At 67.9% G+C, this 17,652-nt stretch carries 19 protein-coding genes; 9 read left to right on the forward strand and 10 right to left on the reverse strand.

Annotated elements, in window-relative coordinates; all coding sequences use genetic code 11:
• Positions 1 to 9 precede the first annotated feature (9 nt).
• Both ABIE21_RS08410 and ABIE21_RS08415 read left to right on the forward strand, forming a co-directional pair.
• Positions 10 to 951 carry an alpha/beta fold hydrolase gene (locus tag ABIE21_RS08410; RefSeq protein ID WP_354024322.1) on the forward strand — a complete coding sequence of 314 codons (942 nt, stop codon included), beginning with the start codon at positions 10 to 12 and terminating at the stop codon, positions 949 to 951.
• 97 nt (positions 952 to 1,048) lie between these two features.
• Positions 1,049 to 1,219, forward strand: a complete 171-nt coding sequence (locus ABIE21_RS08415; RefSeq protein WP_354024323.1) for a CsbD family protein — start codon at positions 1,049 to 1,051, stop codon at positions 1,217 to 1,219.
• A gap of 79 nt (positions 1,220 to 1,298) precedes the next feature.
• Here the strand turns inward: ABIE21_RS08415 and ABIE21_RS08420 are convergent, their stop codons facing one another.
• Positions 1,299 to 1,565 carry a hypothetical protein gene (locus ABIE21_RS08420; RefSeq protein WP_354024324.1) on the reverse strand — a complete coding sequence of 89 codons (267 nt, stop codon included), beginning with the start codon at positions 1,563 to 1,565 and terminating at the stop codon, positions 1,299 to 1,301.
• A 158-nt stretch (positions 1,566 to 1,723) separates the two neighbouring features.
• Here ABIE21_RS08420 and ABIE21_RS08425 point away from each other — a divergent pair, with 158 nt between their 5' ends.
• Positions 1,724 to 3,031 (forward strand): serine/threonine-protein kinase, encoded by a 1,308-nt coding sequence (locus ABIE21_RS08425; RefSeq protein WP_354024325.1) that lies wholly within the window; start codon positions 1,724 to 1,726, stop codon positions 3,029 to 3,031.
• Positions 3,031 to 3,780, forward strand: a complete 750-nt coding sequence (locus ABIE21_RS08430; protein WP_354024326.1) for an EAL domain-containing protein — start codon at positions 3,031 to 3,033, stop codon at positions 3,778 to 3,780. Before ABIE21_RS08425 ends, ABIE21_RS08430 begins: the two co-directional genes overlap by 1 nt.
• A 7-nt stretch (positions 3,781 to 3,787) precedes the next feature.
• On the opposite strand, the gene ABIE21_RS08435 is transcribed toward ABIE21_RS08430, so the two are convergent.
• Genes ABIE21_RS08435 through ABIE21_RS08450 form a run of 4 tightly spaced genes read right to left on the reverse strand, consistent with a single transcriptional unit; the run spans position 3,788 to position 8,038 of the window.
• A complete protein-coding gene (locus ABIE21_RS08435; RefSeq protein WP_354024327.1) occupies positions 3,788 to 5,194 on the reverse strand; it encodes a diguanylate cyclase in 1,407 nt (468 codons plus the stop codon).
• Complete coding sequence (locus ABIE21_RS08440; RefSeq protein WP_354024328.1) at positions 5,191 to 6,006, reverse strand: alpha/beta fold hydrolase; 816 nt, start codon at positions 6,004 to 6,006, stop codon at positions 5,191 to 5,193. The genes ABIE21_RS08435 and ABIE21_RS08440 overlap by 4 nt, the downstream gene beginning before the upstream one ends.
• A gap of 27 nt (positions 6,007 to 6,033) precedes the next feature.
• The gene (locus ABIE21_RS08445) at positions 6,034 to 7,014 is read right to left on the reverse strand and encodes a carbohydrate kinase family protein (protein WP_354024329.1); all 981 of its coding nucleotides are present in this window, start codon (positions 7,012 to 7,014) and stop codon (positions 6,034 to 6,036) included.
• A 10-nt stretch (positions 7,015 to 7,024) separates the two neighbouring features.
• Complete coding sequence (locus tag ABIE21_RS08450; protein WP_354024330.1) at positions 7,025 to 8,038, reverse strand: LacI family DNA-binding transcriptional regulator; 1,014 nt, start codon at positions 8,036 to 8,038, stop codon at positions 7,025 to 7,027.
• Between the two features lie 166 nt (positions 8,039 to 8,204).
• On the opposite strand from ABIE21_RS08450, the gene ABIE21_RS08455 reads away from it, so the two are divergent.
• From ABIE21_RS08455 to ABIE21_RS08470, 4 genes are all read left to right on the forward strand, one after another.
• Positions 8,205 to 9,302, forward strand: a complete 1,098-nt coding sequence (locus ABIE21_RS08455) for a substrate-binding domain-containing protein (RefSeq protein WP_354024331.1) — start codon at positions 8,205 to 8,207, stop codon at positions 9,300 to 9,302.
• 89 nt (positions 9,303 to 9,391) lie between these two features.
• The gene (locus ABIE21_RS08460; RefSeq protein WP_354024332.1) at positions 9,392 to 10,438 is read left to right on the forward strand and encodes an ABC transporter permease; all 1,047 of its coding nucleotides are present in this window, start codon (positions 9,392 to 9,394) and stop codon (positions 10,436 to 10,438) included.
• Complete coding sequence (locus ABIE21_RS08465; RefSeq protein ID WP_354024333.1) at positions 10,435 to 11,238, forward strand: ATP-binding cassette domain-containing protein; 804 nt, start codon at positions 10,435 to 10,437, stop codon at positions 11,236 to 11,238. Before ABIE21_RS08460 ends, ABIE21_RS08465 begins: the two co-directional genes overlap by 4 nt.
• Entirely contained in the window at positions 11,235 to 11,528 is a 294-nt protein-coding gene (locus ABIE21_RS08470) for a putative quinol monooxygenase (protein ID WP_354024334.1), read from the forward strand. Before ABIE21_RS08465 ends, ABIE21_RS08470 begins: the two co-directional genes overlap by 4 nt.
• 63 nt (positions 11,529 to 11,591) lie before the next feature.
• Here the strand turns inward: ABIE21_RS08470 and ABIE21_RS08475 are convergent, their stop codons facing one another.
• On the reverse strand, positions 11,592 to 13,358 hold the full coding sequence (locus ABIE21_RS08475) for a glycoside hydrolase family 68 protein (RefSeq protein ID WP_354024335.1): 1,767 nt from the start codon (positions 13,356 to 13,358) through the stop codon (positions 11,592 to 11,594).
• Positions 13,359 to 13,654: 296 nt separating this feature from the next.
• Between ABIE21_RS08475 and ABIE21_RS08480 the strand changes: the two genes are divergently transcribed.
• Complete coding sequence (locus tag ABIE21_RS08480) at positions 13,655 to 15,463, forward strand: glycoside hydrolase family 32 protein (protein WP_354024336.1); 1,809 nt, start codon at positions 13,655 to 13,657, stop codon at positions 15,461 to 15,463.
• Between the two features lie 4 nt (positions 15,464 to 15,467).
• Here the strand turns inward: ABIE21_RS08480 and ABIE21_RS08485 are convergent, their stop codons facing one another.
• The 4 genes from ABIE21_RS08485 to ABIE21_RS08500 all read right to left on the reverse strand — a co-directional run bounded on the left by ABIE21_RS08485 (position 15,468) and on the right by ABIE21_RS08500 (position 17,618).
• Positions 15,468 to 16,010 (reverse strand): DUF1697 domain-containing protein, encoded by a 543-nt coding sequence (locus ABIE21_RS08485; RefSeq protein ID WP_354024337.1) that lies wholly within the window; start codon positions 16,008 to 16,010, stop codon positions 15,468 to 15,470.
• Positions 16,011 to 16,238 (reverse strand): hypothetical protein, encoded by a 228-nt coding sequence (locus tag ABIE21_RS08490; RefSeq protein ID WP_354024338.1) that lies wholly within the window; start codon positions 16,236 to 16,238, stop codon positions 16,011 to 16,013.
• A 76-nt stretch (positions 16,239 to 16,314) separates the two neighbouring features.
• On the reverse strand, positions 16,315 to 16,725 hold the full coding sequence (locus tag ABIE21_RS08495; protein WP_354024339.1) for an arsenate reductase ArsC: 411 nt from the start codon (positions 16,723 to 16,725) through the stop codon (positions 16,315 to 16,317).
• Positions 16,722 to 17,618, reverse strand: a complete 897-nt coding sequence (locus ABIE21_RS08500) for a metalloregulator ArsR/SmtB family transcription factor (protein WP_354024340.1) — start codon at positions 17,616 to 17,618, stop codon at positions 16,722 to 16,724. The genes ABIE21_RS08495 and ABIE21_RS08500 overlap by 4 nt, the downstream gene beginning before the upstream one ends.
• Between the last annotated feature and the right edge of the window lie 34 nt (positions 17,619 to 17,652).

Genomic DNA, 17,652 nt, shown 5'->3' on the forward strand with positions numbered 1-17,652 from the left:
GAAACACCCATGTCTGACTCACTCGCACAATTCCCGATCGCCGAGGGCCGTGGTTCTGTCACCGATGCCCCGAACCTCCCGGACGGATTCACCGACACCTTCTCCAGCCACTACATCGACACCGGAGACGTGCGCCTGCACGCCGTGATCGGCGGCACAGGCCCGGCCCTCCTGCTCGTTCACGGCTGGCCCGAGAACTGGTACGCCTGGCGCTTGCTCATGCCGGCGCTGGCTCGCGACTTCACCGTCATCGCCGTCGACCAACGCGGCATGGGGCTGTCGGACAAGCCGGAGACCGGGTACGACTCGACGACCCTCGCGGCCGACCTGGCCGGCCTGATGGACGCCCTCGGGCACGAGACGTTCACCGTCGTCGGACACGACACGGGATTCGCGCTGAGCTACGCGCTTCTCGCCGATTACCCCGAACGCGCCACCCGCGGCGCCCTCCTCGAGATCCCCGGCGCACCCGGCACCACTCCGGCGCCGCCGCTGTTCGTGCCCGCCCCTCTCAACAACAAGCTCTGGCACCTGTCGTTCAACCGCGTCGAGGTGCTTGCGGAGCAGCTGGTGACCGGCCGTGAGGACTTGTTCTTCGGCTACGAGTTCGAGATCCAGGGCGGCAATGTTCCCGAGGACGCCATGGCGTACTACGTCGGCCTGCTGTCGAACCCCGAGTCGCTCCACGGCGCTTTCGGGTTCTATCGCGAATTCGACGCCACGCTCGCGCAGAACGGCGACCGCGCCACCCGCCGTCTCGCGATGCCGTTGCTGGGCATCGGCGGAGAGCGCAGCTACGGCGACCACGTCGGCGAGGCTCTACAGGCCGTCGCCGACGACGTGAAGAGCGTCGTCATCAGCGGCGCGGGACACTGGGTGGCAGAGGAGGCTCCCGACCAGGTACTGCCCGCTCTGTCGACGTTCCTCGCTCCCCAGCGAGCCGCGGTGTGACCTTTAGCGCGCGCGGCGCCGATTGGCAATGACCGGTGTTCCCAGCAAGACGGGCGTAGCGTCTTTTACCCATCAACGCAGAGAAAGCGGGTGCACTATGAGCGCTTCAGACAAGATCGAGAACGCTGCCGAGAAGGCTGCCGGAAAGGCCAAGGAGGCCGTCGGCAACGCCACGAACAACGAGGAGACCGCCCAGGAAGGTCGCAACGACCAGGCCAAGGCGAGCGCCAAGCAGGCTGGCGAGAACATCAAGGATGTGTTCAAGTAGCATCCTTCGAGAAACGAACGAGGGCCCCGACGAATCATCGTCGGGGCCCTCGTTCGTATGCGTCTATAGGCGTATGCGTCTACAAGGAGTCGAGCTCGTGTTCGACCTGCGAGCTGTCGGGGGTGTGCTCGCCCGCGTCGGCGTCGGCGCCGACGGCGATCTGCGCCCACAGCACGGGCATACCGGGCGAGAAGAGGATGTCTACGCCGGGTCCGCTGTTGAGCGGCGGGATGTTCACGTATCCGCCGCCCGAACGGATGGCGGCCAGAATCTGGGTCCGGAGTTCGGCTACAGGTTCCGGGAGGAAATAGTCCCGGCCGTCGACGGTGAGCCTATGAATGATCACGCAATCTCACTTCCCTCGTCGGGCAGCGATGCTGCCCCGCAGGACACGTTACCCTTGGGACACGCCATTCGTCACTTCGGCACCGGTCGTGAAATCGTTCCGTGCCATTGTGATCCGATCGAGACGAGATTCACGCGTGGGTTCCCAGAGGTGCGGCAGTGTCTGACACGACTACGACCGGAGCTCGCACCGAGCAGACGCCCGCAGCTCCCGCCTACTCGCGTCTCGGCGACCGCTACCAGATCCTCGCTCTCATCGGCGCCGGCGGCATGGCCTCCGTCTACCGGGCGAACGACGAGTTCCTCGACCGCGAAGTAGCGGTGAAGCTGTTCGACGCTCCGCTCGGCGACACCGCCGAGGTGGCGAGCCAGCAGCACGAGCTGCAGACGCTGGCGCGGTTGAACCACCACGGACTCGTCTCTCTGATCGATGCGGGGGTCGTGGCCAACAAGAGCCACGCACTGTCGCGCATGTATCTGGTGATGGAGCTCGTCAACGGCTCTAGCCTTCGGACGATGGTCGCGGCGCGTCAGCTGCCGGGGCGGGAGATCGCCCAGATCGGTTTCGACATCGCCGAGGCCCTGCAGTACATCCACGCGAACGGCATCGTGCACCGCGACGTCAAGCCGGGCAATGTGCTGATGGTCGACTACGGCACCGACAATCGGAGCCGCGCGAAGCTGGCCGACTTCGGCATCGCCCTGCTGTCGGGTACGTCCGACGGCGATTCCGGCGAGACCCTCGGGACCGCCGCCTACCTCAGCCCCGAGCAGGCCATGCGCGACATCATCGGCCCGCCATCAGACATCTACTCCCTCGGTCTCAGCCTTCTCGAGTGCTTCACCCGCACGATCGAGTTTCCCGGCAGTCCGTTGCAGAGCGCCACGGGCCGACTCGTGCGCGACCCGGTGATCCCGATCACCCTGTCTCCGCAGTGGGCGAACCTCCTCCGCGCCATGACCTCCCGCGAGCCGGCGGATCGCCCCACCAGCGGCCAGGTCGTCGCCGCGCTCGGCGAGCTCATCGGCATCGAGCGGAAGGCGGAGGCGCGCGGCGAACACGAGGCCGCTCCCCCGTCTGTGCTGGTGAGCGTCGACGCCCCGACGGATGTCTTCATCCGGCTGTCGCGCGTCGCCTCGCGACTGCTGAACGCGGCCATCGTGATCATCGCCGTGGTCGAGAACGGTCAGGCACGACTGCTGTCGCACCACGGCATCGACGCGCGGTACGTCGACCCGTCGGCGATGCTCGCAGACCCGAGCGACGGCATCAGCCCGTTGACTCCCGACAGCATGTACGTGCGCCGGGTGACCGGCGGCCTGCTGCGCGGCGCCGACGGTTCGCCCGTCGGCACCGTGTGGGCGTTGGACGAGCGCCAACACGTGATGTCGGCGTACGACGAGCAGAACCTCGCCGACGTCGTCGCCCTGACCGAACACCAGTTGAACGAACCGGGAGCGAAGTGATGAACCTAGCGTCAGACCTCACGGGAGCCGTCACGCGCGGCGAGATCGCCGCGGTGTTCCAACCGCAGATCGACATGCGCACGGGGGTCATAGTCGCGGTCGAGGCGCTCGCACGGTGGAATCATCCGCAACTCGGCTCCATCGCCCCCACCACCTTCATTCCGATCGCCGAGGAGCACCAGCTCATCGCCGAGATCGGCGACTTCATGCTCGACGAGGGCTGCCGCTGTGCGGAGCTCTGGAACGCCTCGGGCGCCCGCATCGAGGTCGCGGTCAACGTGTCGCCGGCTCAGCTCCTGACCACCGACTTCCTCGACCGCATCCGCACGAACCTGACCAGGCGCCATCTGTCTGCCGGCAGCCTGACCATCGAGATCACCGAGTCGCTGCCGGTCGCAGACGAGCCGGAGGTGCTGCGCCTGCTCGACGAGCTCGGCGACCTCGGCCTCGGAATCTCCGTCGACGACTTCGGCACCGGTTACGCGTCGGTGGAGCGGCTGCTGGCGCTGCCGGCCACCGAGCTCAAGCTCGACCAGTCCCTCGTGCAGGTCGCCGGGTCGCCGCCGCCCTACGTCGTCGCCGCCATCCGCGTCGCCCACGAGAACGGACTGCGGGTGGTCGCGGAGGGCATCGAGAACGAGGAGCAGTTCGTGCGTGCTCGCGATCTCGGCTGCGACCGCGCCCAGGGCTACCTGTTCAGCCGCCCGGCCTCCGAGGAGGAGATCGGCCGCGTGCTCGCCGGGGTGTGAGCTCCGTCTATACGTGCACGAGCGTCGACCGGTCGCGGCCGAGGCGCTTCGACTCGTACATCGCCGCGTCTGCCGCACCGACGAGGTCGTCGGTCGAGACGCGACCGTCGGATGCCTCGTGGGTGGCGATTCCCACGCTGGCACTGATCTCGAAACCGGGGGCGTCGGCGAACGGCCGACGGATCGCCTCGTGGATGCGCTCGGCGATCGCGGAGGCGGCGTCGCCGCCGGTGCCGTCGCAGACGACGACGAACTCGTCTCCGCCATGCCGCCCGACGATCTCGCCCGCGCGAAGGCTGGCGGTGAGCCTCGCGGCGACCTCGCGCAAGATCGCGTCGCCCACGTGGTGGCCGAGGCGGTCGTTCACCGGCTTGAAGCCGTCGAGGTCGATGAACATGACCGAGAGCGGACTGTTCGGATGCGCCGATCGTGCCAGTGCGCGCGCGATGCTGTCGCGCACCGACGCGCGGTTGGCGAGGCCCGTCAACTGGTCGTGCAACGCCGCGTAGGCGAGCTGCTCCTGGGCGCGCGATCGCGTGAGCGCCTGGCTCGCCTGCCGGGCGACGGCGAGGACCACGGCGGTCTCGCTCTCGACGAGGGATCTCTCGCGCCCGAAGAACGCCGCTGCGACACCGAGCGGGGTCGCGTCGCTCATGATCGGAAACACGGCGATCGTCTGCAGCCGCGCCGCGCGGAGGGCCGTGACCACAGCGGGGAACGACTCCGCGTCGCGGTCGGAGACGCCGACCACGACAGTTCTCTCCGACTCGAGAACCGCGCTGCCGAGCAACTGCCGATCGGGCAGGATGCGCCCGGCGAGCGGGTTCGTTCCTGCGACCACCTCGAGCCTGCCCGAGGCGTCGACGAGCGCGACACACGCCGACGAGGCGACGAGGGCTCCCTCGAGGATCGACGCGAGCGTGTGGGCGATCTGGGTCTCGGTGTTGTTGCCCGAGAACGCCGCAGACGCGTCCTGCAGAACCGACACCCGGTCGGCCAGATTCTTGGCCGTGCGCTGGGTGGCGAGCAGTTCCTTCTCGTAGCTCGTGCGGTTCGAGGCATCCAGCACTCCGATCCGCACCTCGACTACCTCGCCGTCGTCGCCGAGCACGGTGGCCGCGTTGACCAGGACCGGCAGCAGCGAGCCGTCGGCCCTCGTGATCTGCAGCGACACCTCGTTCACGAATCCCTGGAGGCGCAGCACCGGGAGGTGGCGGGTCTCGTACAGCAGCTGCGACCCGGAGGGGAGCAGGTCGCGGAATGGCCGGCCGAGCAGCTGGTGGGCGTCGAATCCGCCCCACTCCGTCATGGTGCGGTTGACCCGCACGAGCACGTCGTTCGCGTCGGTGACCAGGTATCCGAACGGCGCGCGCTCGTACAGCTGCTCGAAGTCGCCGCCGGGCGGCACGCTCACGAGATGAACGTCCGGATGGCGTCTACGACGTGGTCGGGAGCGGACAGGTGGGCGCAGTGACCGGTGACGGGGAGGATCACGAGTTCGCTGTCGGGTATCTGAGCCGCGACGAAGCGCCCGACGGTGACGGGGGCTATCACGTCGTCACGGGACTGCACGACGAGGGTGGGCACGGTGACCTCGGCGAGATCGCGACGGTTGTCGGAGAGGAAGGTGACCCGGGCGAAGTGTCTGGCGATCGAGGGGTCGGTTCTGCAGAAGCTGTCGTTGAGTTCTTCGGCCAGCTCGGGCTGGTCGGGTGCGCCCATGATGACCGGGGCGATGGTCTCCGACCAGCCGAAGTAGTTGGCGTCGAGGCCGTCGAGCAGGGAGTGGATGTCGGCCTGGCTGAAGCCGCCCGTGTAGTCGTCGGTGTTGACGTAGCGCGGTGACGGTCCGACGAGAACGAGCGATCCGAAACGCGACGGGTCGCGGTTGGCCGCCAGCAGGCCGATGATCGCGCCCACCGAGTGGCCGACGAACACGACGTCGCGCAGGTCGAGCTGCTCGAGGATCTCGACCAGGTCGCCGGCGTATCCCTCGAGCGAGTCGTATTTTCCGGGGCGGTAGGCAGAGAGGTCGGATGCTCCGGCTCCGACGTGATCGAAGAGCACCACCCGGTGGTCGTCGACGAAGTGCGGGGCGACCAGACGCCACATGTCCTGGCTGCAGCCGAAGCCGTGCGCGAAGACGATCGGGCGGCCCTCACCCTGCATCGTGACGTTGTTGCGCTCGACGACGTCGAAGGTCGACGAGGGCGCGTTGACTACCATCTCGCCAGGGCTCCTCGGGGTCGGGTTTCAACGAGAAGAATACCCGACCCCGTGATCGGGAGCTTGCGCTGGCTCGCTCGGAGGCGTCGCCGGAAGCTCGGACCGACGGGGCGGATCGGTGCCGCGGCGGGAGACGGTGACGGCCGCCGCAGCCGCGCATCGCTGCACGAGCTGTGCGAGTCGTTCCCGGGAGATCGCACGCAGTTCGGCGCGCTCGGCCGCGCCGACGAGCCCGTGTCCGATCAAGCCGTCGACGAGGGCGGCCATGAAAGTGTCGCCCGCCCCGACCGTATCGACCACGACCACGCGTTCGGCGGGAACGCGCACCACCCCGCAGCGGGCGACGGCGAAGGCGCCGTCGCCGCCCTCGGTGACGACCACGATCGCGGCACCGGCGGCGTGCCATTCGCGCGCGACCTCCAGCGCCGTGCGGGTGGGGTGCAGCCAGCGGATGTCCTCGTCGCTCGCCTTGATCACGTCGGCGAGCGCCACCATGCGGTGCACACGCTCGCGCGCCGACTCCGCGTCGCCGACGAGGGCGGGCCGGATGTTCGGATCGAAACTGATCGTCGAGGTGCACCGGCGCTGCTCGACGAGGCGCGCGACGTCGCTCGCCCCGGGCTCGAGCTGGGTGGCGATCGATCCGACATGCAGCAGGTCCGAGTCATCCGCCAGTCCCGTGTCGACACGCCAGTCGATGTCGAACTCGTACCGCGCGGCGCCCGTCGCATCGAGACGGGCCGTCGCCACCGACGTTCTGGCCCCGGCGACGTGGGCGGCCGCCACGACGACGCCCGACGTCTCGAGCCATTCGCGCACGCGGCGACCGCGTTCGTCGTCGGCCAACGACGTCACCAGCTGCGGAGTCTGTCCGAGGCGTGCGAGCGCGAGGGCGACGTTCGCCGGGCTGCCGCCGGGCAGTTCCGCGACGGAGCCGTCGACGCTGTGCACCCGGTCGACGAGCGCCTCGCCGACGACGACCGCCCGCCGGCCCGCTCTCACGCTCACCGGCTCACGCTCACGGCGCGAGCCCGTCTGCCGGCGGGGCGATATCGCCGGAGCCGCGATGAATCAACGTGCTCGGAATGACGACGGTGCTGAAAGGGCTGTCGTCCCCGTCGAGCCGGGCGAATACGCGTGAGGCCGCCTCGCGTCCCATCTCGTAGGGGTTCTGGGCGACCACCGACACCCCGGGCTCGATCATGTCTCCGAGCGGGATGTCGTCGAAGCCGAAGAGCGCGACCCGGTTGTGCATCCCGCGGGTTCTCAGCGCGCGGATCGTCCCGATGGTCACGAGGTTCTGACTCGTGAACAGCGCCGTGGGCGGGGACGGCGAATCGAGCAGACGCAGGGTGGCGGCGAAGGCGCTCGCCTCGTCGTGCAGTCCCTCGATCACCGGGATGTCCGCCGTGGCAACGCCGACTCGACCGAGCTGGCGGAGGAATCCCGTGCGGCGTTGCGAAGCCGTCCAGATCTCGGCGCGGTCGCCGAGATACGCGAGACGCCTGTGGCCCACAGACACGAGGTGCGCCGTCGCCGCGGCCGCTGCCTCGGCGTTGTCGGTGACGATCGTGTCGGCGTCGATCCCGAGCGGCTCCCGGTCCACGAAAGTGAGCACGGTACCCCGCTGTTGCTCGGGCGCCAGATAGGACTGGTTCTTGAGCACGGTCGTGAGGATGAGGCCGTCGACCCGCCGGCTCAGCATCTCCGACACGATGCGCGTCTCGCGGGAGGCGTCGTCGTCGAGACTCGACGCGAAGACCGCCGTGCCCCGGCTCTCCGCCAGGTCTTCGACGCCGCGATGCAGCGCTCCGGAGAACGGGTTCGCCACGCTGCCCACGACGAGCCCGACGGTCCTGGTCTTCCGGCCGGTGCGACGCAGGTTGCCGGCATGGATGTCGGGCCTGAAGTCGAGCTGCTCCGCCGCGGCGCGCACTCGGGCCTGCGTCTCCGCGGCGACGTTCGGCTCTCCGTTGACGACCCTCGACACGGTCTTGAGGCCGACGCCCGCGAGCGCCGCGACATCGCGCATGGTGGACCGCCCTTTTGCAGCTGGTTGTCCATGAGGACTAGACATCGTTGTCACTTTCTCGCTTCGGTTTCTGTCAGCGCCTTGACCTTACAGGCAAACTTGATCTATACCTAGACATGACACCGTTGTCATTGACGGTGACCGAACCCCTCACCAAGGAGATTCAATGCTGAATCGCACCACTGCCCGCTCAGCCGCCCAGCGCGTGCTCATCGGAGGAACAGTACTTTCCCTCACCGCTCTCGCAGTCACCGGCTGTGCCGGTTCCGGCGCCGGCTCGCCGGAATCGGGCGGCGACGAGGTCGGCGTCTCGCTCATCGTCAAGACCAACTCGAACCCGTTCTTCGTCGCCATGCAGGACGGTGCCAAGGCCGCAGCCGAGGACGCGGGCGTATCGCTCACACTCGCGGCAGGCAAGGAGGACGGCGACGAGGACACCCAGATCAAGGCCGTCGAGGACGCCGTCGCGCGCGGCGATCAGGGGATCCTCATCACGCCCAACGGCCCCGGTGTTCTCGACGCCATCAGCAAGGCCCGCGAGGCCGGCCTCTACGTGATCGCGCTCGACACCGCGCCCGACCCGGCAGACGCGGTGGATATCACATTCGCGACGGACAACCACGCGGCCGGAGTCCTGATCGGCGAGTGGACAGCCGCGCAGCTCGGCGGCGAGAAGGCGACGATCGCCATGCTCGACCTCTTCGACGACAAGATCGTCTCGGTCGACTACAACCGTGACCAGGGCTTCCTCGAGGGCCTGGGCATCGACGTCGCCGACGCGCAGGCGAACGGCGACGAGGCGTCGACCGGGACGTACTCCGGCGGCGAGTACGAGATCGTCGGAAACGAGGCGACCAACGGCGCCGAGGACGGCGGCCTCTCGGCCATGGAGACGCTCCTGTCGAAGAACTCCGACATCAACGTCGTCTACACGATCAACGAGCCCGCCGCCTACGGCGCGTACCAGGCCCTCCAGGCTGCGGGCAAGGAGCAGGGTGTGCTGCTCGTCTCGATCGACGGCGGATGCGCGGGCGTGGAGAACGTCGAAAAGGGCATCATCGGCGCGACAAGCCAGCAGTACCCGGTGAAGATGGCCGAGCTCGGGGTCGAGGCGATCGTGCAGCTCGCCGAGGGCGGCGAGAAGCCCGAAGTGACCGAAGGACTCGACTTCTTCGACACCGGGGTGAAGCTCGTCACCGACACCCCGGTCGACGGAGTCGACAGCATCACCACAGACGAGGCAGCCGACATCTGCTGGGGCTAGGCGCCCCGAGCCTTCGCAGGGCGGCGCCACCCCGGCGGCGCCGCCCTCATTTCCCAGTCTTCGCATCAACGACGTTCAGGAGCACCACCGTGAGTCAGCAGACGAGCGAAACCCCACCCGCTACCGGCCAACTCGATCTCGCCGGCGAATTCCTCGACCGGCAGACGCCGCTCAGCCGCGTGCGCAACGTGCTGCACCGCTACCCCGCGGCGAGCCCGGCGATCGTGCTGATCATCGCCATCATCGCGTTCGGCGCTATCAATGAGCGATTCCTCTACCCGAACAACCTGTCACTCATCCTCCAACAGGTCGCCGTCGTCGGAACGCTCGCCCTGGCGCAGACCCTGGTGATCCTCACCGCCGGAATCGATCTGTCGGTCGGTGCCGCCATGATCCTGGCGTCCATGGTGATCGCGCAGGTGTCCGCCAACAACGGCGTCCCCGCCGTGCCCGCACTCATCGCCGGGCTCTTCGCCGGCCTCGCCGCGGGTGCGCTGAACGGCTTCCTCGTGACGCGGCTCCGGCTCCCACCGTTCATCGTGACGTTGGGCACGCTCAATATCTTCGTCGCTCTCACTCTGCTGTATTCGAAGGGCGCGACGATCCGCGGGAGCGAGCTTCCCGAGCTCCTGACCGTCACGGGCCTCCCCATTTCCATCGGCGACGTGCGCATCACCGTGGGCGTCGTCGTGATGCTCGCGCTGTACGTCGTGCTGGCGTACATCCTCGGCAAGACCGCGTGGGGACGACACGTCTACGCGGTGGGCGACGACAAGGAGGCCGCCCGTCTCGCGGGTATCAGCGTGAACCGGGTTCTTATGAGCGTGTACCTCGTGGGCGGGGTCATCCTCGCGATCGGCGCGTGGGTGCAGATAGGCCGCACCAACGCAGCGAGTCCCAACGCCGGTGTCGACCTGAACCTCGACTCCATCACCGCCGTCGTCATCGGCGGGACGAGCCTCTTCGGCGGCCGTGGCGTCGTCTGGGGGACCCTGCTCGGTGCACTCATCGTCGGCGTCTTCCGCAGCGGACTGTCGCTCGCCGGCCTCGACGTGCTCTACCAGACGCTCGCCGTCGGCGTGCTCATCATCGTCGCCGTCTCCGTCGACCAGTGGATTCGAAAGGTACGTTCATGATCATCACCTCCGCAGACACACGTGGTGCCACACCCCCGGAGACCCGCGCTCCGATTCTCGAGGCGCGCCGGCTGGTGAAGACGTTCGGCCGCGTGGTCGGGCTCGACGGGGTCAGCCTGCAGCTGTACCCCGGCGAGGTGCTCGCCATCATCGGCGACAACGGCGCCGGCAAGTCCACCCTCGTCAAGTGCCTCACCGGAGCGGAGATCCCCGACGAGGGCGAACTGTTCCTCGAGGGCAAGCCCGTCTCGTTCAAGCGACCGCAAGACGCGCGGATCAAGGGCATCGAGACCGTCTACCAGAACCTCGCCGTGTCACCCGCGCTCGACGTCGCCAGCAATCTCTATCTGGGACGCGAGGAACGCAGGAAGGGAGTTCTCGGGTCGGTGTTCCGAATGCTCGACACCAAGGGCATGCGCGCCCGCGCGAAGTCGGAGCTGTCGAGTCTCGGGATCTCCACGCTGCAGGATGTCACGGTGCCGGTGGAGAACCTCTCAGGGGGTCAGCGCCAGGCCGTCGCGGTCGCGAGAGCGGCGGCTTTCGGATCGAAGGTCGTCGTGCTCGACGAGCCGACGGCGGCCCTCGGGGTGCGCGAGTCGAACCAGGTGCTGCAGCTCATCCGCGACCTGCGAGAACGCGGGCTTCCCGTCATCCTCATCAGTCACAACATGCCCCAGGTGTTCGACGTCGCCGACCGCATCCACATCCAGCGGCTCGGCAAGTGCGCTGCGACCATCACACCGCAGAGCCACTCGATGACGGACGCGGTCGCGATCATGACCGGAGCGGCTAAGGCATGACCGAGGTTCTCTTCGCCGAGTTCACCGTCAAGGAGGGGGCGGAACAGGAAGTGGCGCGCCTCGTGGCCGGGTTGACCCCGCTCGTCCGAGCGGAACCGGGCAACGTGCGTTTCGAACCGAACGTCCGCCGGGAGGATTCCCGGAGGTACTTCATCTACGAGGTCTACCGAGACCGGGCCGCGTTCGACGCCCATATGGCAGCGTCACACGGCGTGGACTTCAACTCGGCTATCGCAGGGTTGATCGAGGAAGACGGCTCGGCGCTCACCTGGCTCGAGTCGACGAACTAGCCGCCCCGACGGCAACAGCGGGGTGCGGCCTCCCGACCGCGCCCCGCTGCGCATCGCTCCTGTCTAGAACTTCGCCCGGTTCGCGGGGATGTCGGCGTAGCCCCCGAGTCCTCCCACACCATAGGTACGGTCGACCGTGGTCGTGTCGCCCGAGATGTTCAGCTTCACCGTGGGCCCGAGGGTTCCTCCCCTGCGGAAGTTATCGCTCGTTCCGATCGTGTCGATGAACGACTGCACCAGACCACCCGGCATCACATAGTGGGAGTACGCCTGGAACGCCCCAGGATGCTGGTTGAAGTCCGGGGCGAAGGGGGTGCCCGCCGCGTAGTTCAGGTTCGTAGGGTTGCCCAGCGCGAGTCCCGATCCCCTGTTCACCGGCTGGTAGTCGCTGCGGACGCCGTTGCCGACGAACCCGTAGACGCCTTCAGGGCCATCGATGCCCGGCGCGAACGTCGAACGATGGCTGATCGTGAAGAGGTAGTACTTGCCGTCCTTGTAGTAGATCTGCGGTCGCTCTGTCTGATCCGTCACACAGTTCGCCGACAGGATCGGCGGCAAGAAGTGCCATTTCGTGAGGGCGGCGTTGTCGGCGATCGCGAGACCGACGTTCGCCATCCGCAGGTTGGCGCCCTGATCCATCACCGTCTCGAGATTCTCGGCGTACGGATCGCCCGGTTGGTATCCGAGATCGCTCTCGACGCAGGCGCGCGTGCCGCGTTGCGTCGCCGTGTTGCCCTCGAACACCATGAAGGTGCGGCCGGGGTACTGCGGGTCTTCGAAGGCGAACGGGTCGCGGAAGTTGTAGAACGGGTTCTGCGCGCCGTTCTGGTACCACAGGCCGTCGGGCTTGAGCAGCTCGTGGTGCTTCTTGAACCCGGTGAACCACACGCCGTTCGCGTTCGCCTTGATCTTGCCCGGGCTCATCACGATGCGTGCGTCCGCGGGTTTGACGTCCTGACCCGCTGCGTCACGATAGAACGCGACCGCGGTGTAGAACACCTTCACCTGGCCGTTGCTGAAGATCCGCGTCGAACCCGACCACTCGGTCTGGTGGGTGAACGTCTGGTCGTCGAAGATCTCCCCGGAGACGCCCGGTGGGAACACGAGACCGCCGTATGTCCAGCCGCCGTCGACGGGTCGCTGGGCCGACGGGATACTGGCCGGCCGGAAGAAGTAGCCCAGCTTCGCGTAGGTATGCCTGTCGTCGAAGCCGAGGCGTCGGTCGGCGACGAGCGAGAAGATGACTTCCCAGCCCTTGTAGCTGTACTGGTTGGCCTGGGCATCGGTGAGCGGCCAGGAATCCCACACCCAGACCTCGCCGCCGCTCATGTCGGGGAAGCTCTGGGGCACGGTAGGCATCGTGTACTCCTCCGGCATCGAGTTCGTGCGCGGCGGGGCGGTCGGGTCCGACATCGCAGCCAGCTGACGCGCATCGGCGCGGGTCCATTTCGAGGTGTAGTTCGTGTTCCAGTGGTACCTCTGCTGGGTGTGCGTGGTCGGGTTCGGGAACCCGGGCACGGCAGACGGGAATACCGGAGCGGCCTCGGGTGCGGGCACGGCCTCGGGCGCCGGCGGCACCGCGGGCGCCGGTGTCTCCTGCGCAGGTGGATCTTCTGCCGGAGGGGCGGGATCGGCCGGGTCTGTGCCGGGATCGGCCGGGTCTGTGCCGGGATCAGCCGGGTCTGGCGTCGGAGTCCGCGTGACGATGGGGCCTTCCGGCGCTTCTTCCGCAAGCGCGGTTCCGGCACCGGTGATGAGGCCTCCTGTGACGATTGCGGCCAGCGCCAGAGCGCCGACGGTCAACCGCTTGGAACGGTTGTGAAACAACATTGTTTCTCCTCGAATCCGATTGAGTGGGCGATCCCTCGGGGATCGCCCGGTGGGTCCGTTGCTCGTTCGGGTCCGGGAAGCGGCCTGGTCCGGAGGCACCGTGATCGGCCCCTCCTTTATCGACGTTCTACTCTCGAAGTGGAAGAGTTTCAACTATTTTCGAAGGGGAGGTGAATCGCGAGATGACGGCTGGCGAGCGGCGAGGCGGACCGGCGACGACAAAATCCCTGTGGGTCGCGGGGTTCTGCGTCATCGCCCTGATCGCGACTGCAGTGCTGGTTCCGCACATTAATGTTTTGCCAGAAAGCCCTGAGTCGCGCGCCCTGACCACGATCGCCGCGGCCGAGTCGCGCGCCTTCGACTCCGGCGGCGGCTACCTGTCGTTCGCCGCGAATGGAGCGGACCGAGAGCTCGCGAACCTCGAGCCTGAGATCGGCGAGGGTGTCGACGACGCGATGGTCATCGCCTGCGACGACGGATGGGTGGCAGCGGTCGTCGTCGACGAGAGGGTCGCCCTGCGCTCGAACGTCGCCGACGCCACCCACCCGGCTCCCGCAGACGACCTTCAGCTTCCCCCCTGTGTAACCCGGGTCGCCGTCGACTCCCTGCTCGCGGATGTCGGGTGGTCGGTCGCGCCAGAACCGGCCACGAAGCAGGCACTTCAGCGCCCGGCCGGGGCGGATCCCCTGCGCCCGGCCGTCCACATCACACCGCCGAACGGGTTCATGAACGACCCACAGCGCCCGGTGTTCGTCGACGGGCTGTGGCACCTCTACTACCTCTACAACGCCGACTACCCCGAGGGCAACGGCACCGCCTGGTTCCATGCGACGAGTCCCGACCTGGTCGAATGGACCGATGAGGGCGTGGCGATTGAGAAATTCCGCACCGAGTGGGGCGACGTGGAGTCGGGCACCGTCGTGGTCGACGAGCGTGGCGACGCGGGATTCGGCGAAGGCACGCTGGTCGCGATCCTGACCCAGCAGGTCGACGGGGTGCAACGCCAGTCGATCTTCTACTCGACCGACGGCGGGTACTCCTTCGAGAGCTCTACCGAGAATCCGGTGCTCGACAATCCCGGCGTCACCGACTTCCGTGATCCGCGGGTGATCTGGGATGCGGATCGGGACCGGTGGACGATGGTGCTCGCCGAGGGCGAACGGCTGGGGTTCTACAGCTCGACGAACCTCACTGACTGGGAGTACGCGAGCGACTTCGCACCCGGTGCGCTCGGGCTGCTCGAGTGCCCCGACCTCTTCCGGATGCACCTCGACGGTGATCCCGCGCGCCCGGTCTGGGTGCTCGCGGCGAGCGCCAACGGGGAGCGACTCGGACGCGCGACGGGAGTGGCCTACTGGACCGGTGACTGGGACGGCACGACGTTCACGGTCGACGGCGACTCCGCGGAGCCCCGCTGGATGGACTCCGGGCCCGACTACTACGCGGGCGTCACTTGGCCGGACCCACGACTGACCCCTGGCCAGCAGGCAGAGTCACGCTATGCGCTGGGCTGGCTGAACAACTGGGCCTACGCGCGCGAACTGCCCGAATCCGGGTGGACGAGCGGCGCCCAGTCGGTGACCCGGGTGCTGCGACTCGAGTCGACGAGCGGCCCTCCTCGGCTCGGCATGACTCCGCTGCCCGGCCTCGACCGCCTCGCCGGACCGGCCCGCGACATCCGCGGCTCGTCCACGATCTCGACGCCGTTCCGTGTCGACCTCGACCTCTCGATCGAGGGGCGCGGCGAGGTTCGGCTGGTCCTGACCGGGGCGGATGGCGCGTCGGCGATGATCGGCGTGCGGTCAGACGGCCAGGCGGCGCCGGAGGTCTTCGTCGCGCGCGACGACGACGCCGCGGCGGCCGTCCTGGAGTCCGAGGACTACTCCGCCGAACGGGCGGAGCCGTTGCCGGTCGCCGACGACGTCATGGCGCTGACCGTGATCGTCGACACGTCGAGCGTGGAGGTCTTCGCCGGCGACGGCGCCCTCACTCAGTCGGCCCTCGTCGACCTGGGCGGCGGCGATGTGACCGTCAGCGTGGAGGCGGTCGACGATGTCGAGGCACGATCGGCGACCATCCGCGGCCTCTCCCCGGTACAGGTGTAGGCGCTCAGCGCCCGTCGAGCAACTCGAGCAGCCGCGTGGTCGTGCGCCAGTTGCGCATGGTGATCCGCCGGAAGACCGGCATGCCCATAAAGCGCGTGAAGCGGGTCTCCGTCGCCCTCGCGGCGACCCGGGAGAAGTAGACGACGCCGGGGCCGGCGGCCACCTCGTCGACGCCCTCGCGCAGGTCCGGCATCTGCGCCAACACCTCGTCAGGGGTGAGCGGATGCTTCAGGAACAGCACGTCACTGCGCAGCGCCTGCGAGCCGTGGTCAGGCGGCGCCGCCGCCACGATCTCGGCGAGCTCGTCGCGCGACCGGACGACGGCGAGGATCGGCTTCTCGAGCCGGTCTTCGAGCATGCGCTCGACCTCCGTCTCGAGAGCCGGTCCGCCCGTGGCATCCGTCGTGAAGAGCACGTTGCCGCTCTGAATGTAGGTGCGCACGTCTAGGTAGCCGGCGTCTTCGAAGCACGCGGCGAGGTCGGCCATGCCGACCGGGTTTCTGCCGCCCACATTGAGCCCGCGCAGCAGGGCGACGTACGCCGGCATTCAGCCCTCGGGGTGGATCTCTCCGGGATCCACGTCGATGTCGCCCACGTCGTCGGGGCCACCGGTGCCGGGAAGCACCTTCACCGCGTCGTCGTCGATCTCGGGGTCGTTGAGCGCCTCACTCGACTGCGACGATTCGGACCGCGTCGTCTCCGACTGCTTCTGCTCTACGTCGCGCTCGTTGCCGTCGTGGTACTCGTCGGCCGCGTCGTGCTCTTTGTCGATCAATTTCTCTCCCGTTCGGTTGGTCTACTCCGGTATAGCCGAGAGGAAGGCCGATTGCGAAGGGTTGCGTGAAACGCCCTCAGGCCGTCGCGGGGAGGAGCTCGGCGAGCAGAGCCTCGACGCGCGCCTTGATGTCGTCGCGGATCGGACGCACCTCGTCGATCGACTTGCCCTTCGGGTCGACGAGCTCCCAGTCCTCGTAGCGCTTGCCGGGGAAGATCGGGCACACGTCGCCGCAGCCCATGGTGATGACGACGTCGGAGTCGCGCACCTGCTCGGTGGTCATCAGCTGCGGGAGGCCGGCGCTGATGTCGATGCCCTCCTCCGCCATGGCGGCGATGGCCACCGGGTTGATCTGGTCGCCGGGCTCGGAGCCGCCCGAGCGCACCTCGACGGCCCCGCCGGAGAGCGCCCGCATGTAGCCGGCGGCCATCTGGGAGCGTCCGGCGTTGTGGATGCAGACGAAGAGAACGGTGGGTGTGTCGGTCATGGGTTCGCTTTCAGGTTTGGGATGAGGTCGCGGACGCGGGCCTCGATGTCGTCGCGGATGGCGCGGACACGCGCCAGCGGGAGTCCGACGGGGTCTTCGAGATCCCAGTCGAGGTAGAGACGCCCGGGATAGACCGGGCAGGCGTCGCCGCAGCCCATCGTGATGACGACGTCGGCGGCCCGCACCACCTCGTCGGTCAGCGGTTTCGGGTATTCGCCCCCGACGGGCACCCCGATCTCGTCGAGCACCGAGACGACCACCGACCGCACCGCGTTGGCCGGGGCGGAACCCGCCGTCCTGACGTGCACGCGATCGCCCGCGAGGTGGCGGAGGATCCCGGCCGCCATCTGCGATCGCCCCGCGTTCTGAACACACACGAACAGCACCTCGGGTGTGCGGTCGAGGCGGGGCATGCCCTCCGTCGCGAGAGCGGTGAGCCGGTCGACGGCGAATCGAGACGTGAGCGAGGGCAGGTGGCGGGTGATCCGGGATTTCTCGGAGAGCAGCGCGTGGCTTTCGCGCACAAAGCGTTCGACGGTCTCGGCAGCGAACGTGCCCGCGAAGCGCGTCGCGAGATCCAGGGAGATACGCTCGAGCACCCCGTCGGTCATCTCGGTATCGGAGGTGCCCTGCAGAACCTCCGATATGCGGTCGGCCTGGTCGGGGGCGATCGAGTACCAGACGGAACGGCCCTCGGGGCGGCGCTCGAGCAGCCCCTCGTCGAACAACGCCTTGACGTGATGACTGACCGTGGGCTGGCGGAGATTCAAGTCCGTCGCCAGCGAGCCGACCATGCGGCGACCATCCGGGCTGTCCCTGATCAACGACACGATGCGTGACCGCGTCGGGTCGGCGAGGAGTCTGAGCTCGTTCGTCGATCCCGCAATTCCCATAGATGTGAGTCTATGTGTTTTTACTCGCGCTCGT

Source organism: Conyzicola nivalis (assembly GCF_040548875.1).
Lineage (GTDB): Bacteria > Actinomycetota > Actinomycetes > Actinomycetales > Microbacteriaceae > Conyzicola > Conyzicola nivalis_A.

What these genes read in the sequence shown, in the direction of transcription:
- ABIE21_RS08410 (WP_354024322.1), top strand. Translation starts at nt 10, where the DNA reads ATGTCTGACTCACTCGCACAATTCCCGATCGCCGAGGGCCGTGGTTCT.
- ABIE21_RS08415 (WP_354024323.1), top strand. Translation starts at nt 1,049, where the DNA reads ATGAGCGCTTCAGACAAGATCGAGAACGCTGCCGAGAAGGCTGCCGGA.
- ABIE21_RS08430 (WP_354024326.1), top strand. Translation starts at nt 3,031, where the DNA reads ATGAACCTAGCGTCAGACCTCACGGGAGCCGTCACGCGCGGCGAGATC.
- ABIE21_RS08440 (WP_354024328.1), bottom strand. Translation starts at nt 6,006, where the DNA reads ATGGTAGTCAACGCGCCCTCGTCGACCTTCGACGTCGTCGAGCGCAAC.
- ABIE21_RS08450 (WP_354024330.1), bottom strand. Translation starts at nt 8,038, where the DNA reads ATGCGCGATGTCGCGGCGCTCGCGGGCGTCGGCCTCAAGACCGTGTCG.
- ABIE21_RS08455 (WP_354024331.1), top strand. Translation starts at nt 8,205, where the DNA reads ATGCTGAATCGCACCACTGCCCGCTCAGCCGCCCAGCGCGTGCTCATC.
- ABIE21_RS08465 (WP_354024333.1), top strand. Translation starts at nt 10,435, where the DNA reads ATGATCATCACCTCCGCAGACACACGTGGTGCCACACCCCCGGAGACC.
- ABIE21_RS08470 (WP_354024334.1), top strand. Translation starts at nt 11,235, where the DNA reads ATGACCGAGGTTCTCTTCGCCGAGTTCACCGTCAAGGAGGGGGCGGAA.
- ABIE21_RS08475 (WP_354024335.1), bottom strand. Translation starts at nt 13,358, where the DNA reads ATGTTGTTTCACAACCGTTCCAAGCGGTTGACCGTCGGCGCTCTGGCG.
- ABIE21_RS08485 (WP_354024337.1), bottom strand. Translation starts at nt 16,010, where the DNA reads ATGCCGGCGTACGTCGCCCTGCTGCGCGGGCTCAATGTGGGCGGCAGA.
- ABIE21_RS08495 (WP_354024339.1), bottom strand. Translation starts at nt 16,725, where the DNA reads ATGACCGACACACCCACCGTTCTCTTCGTCTGCATCCACAACGCCGGA.
- ABIE21_RS08500 (WP_354024340.1), bottom strand. Translation starts at nt 17,618, where the DNA reads ATGGGAATTGCGGGATCGACGAACGAGCTCAGACTCCTCGCCGACCCG.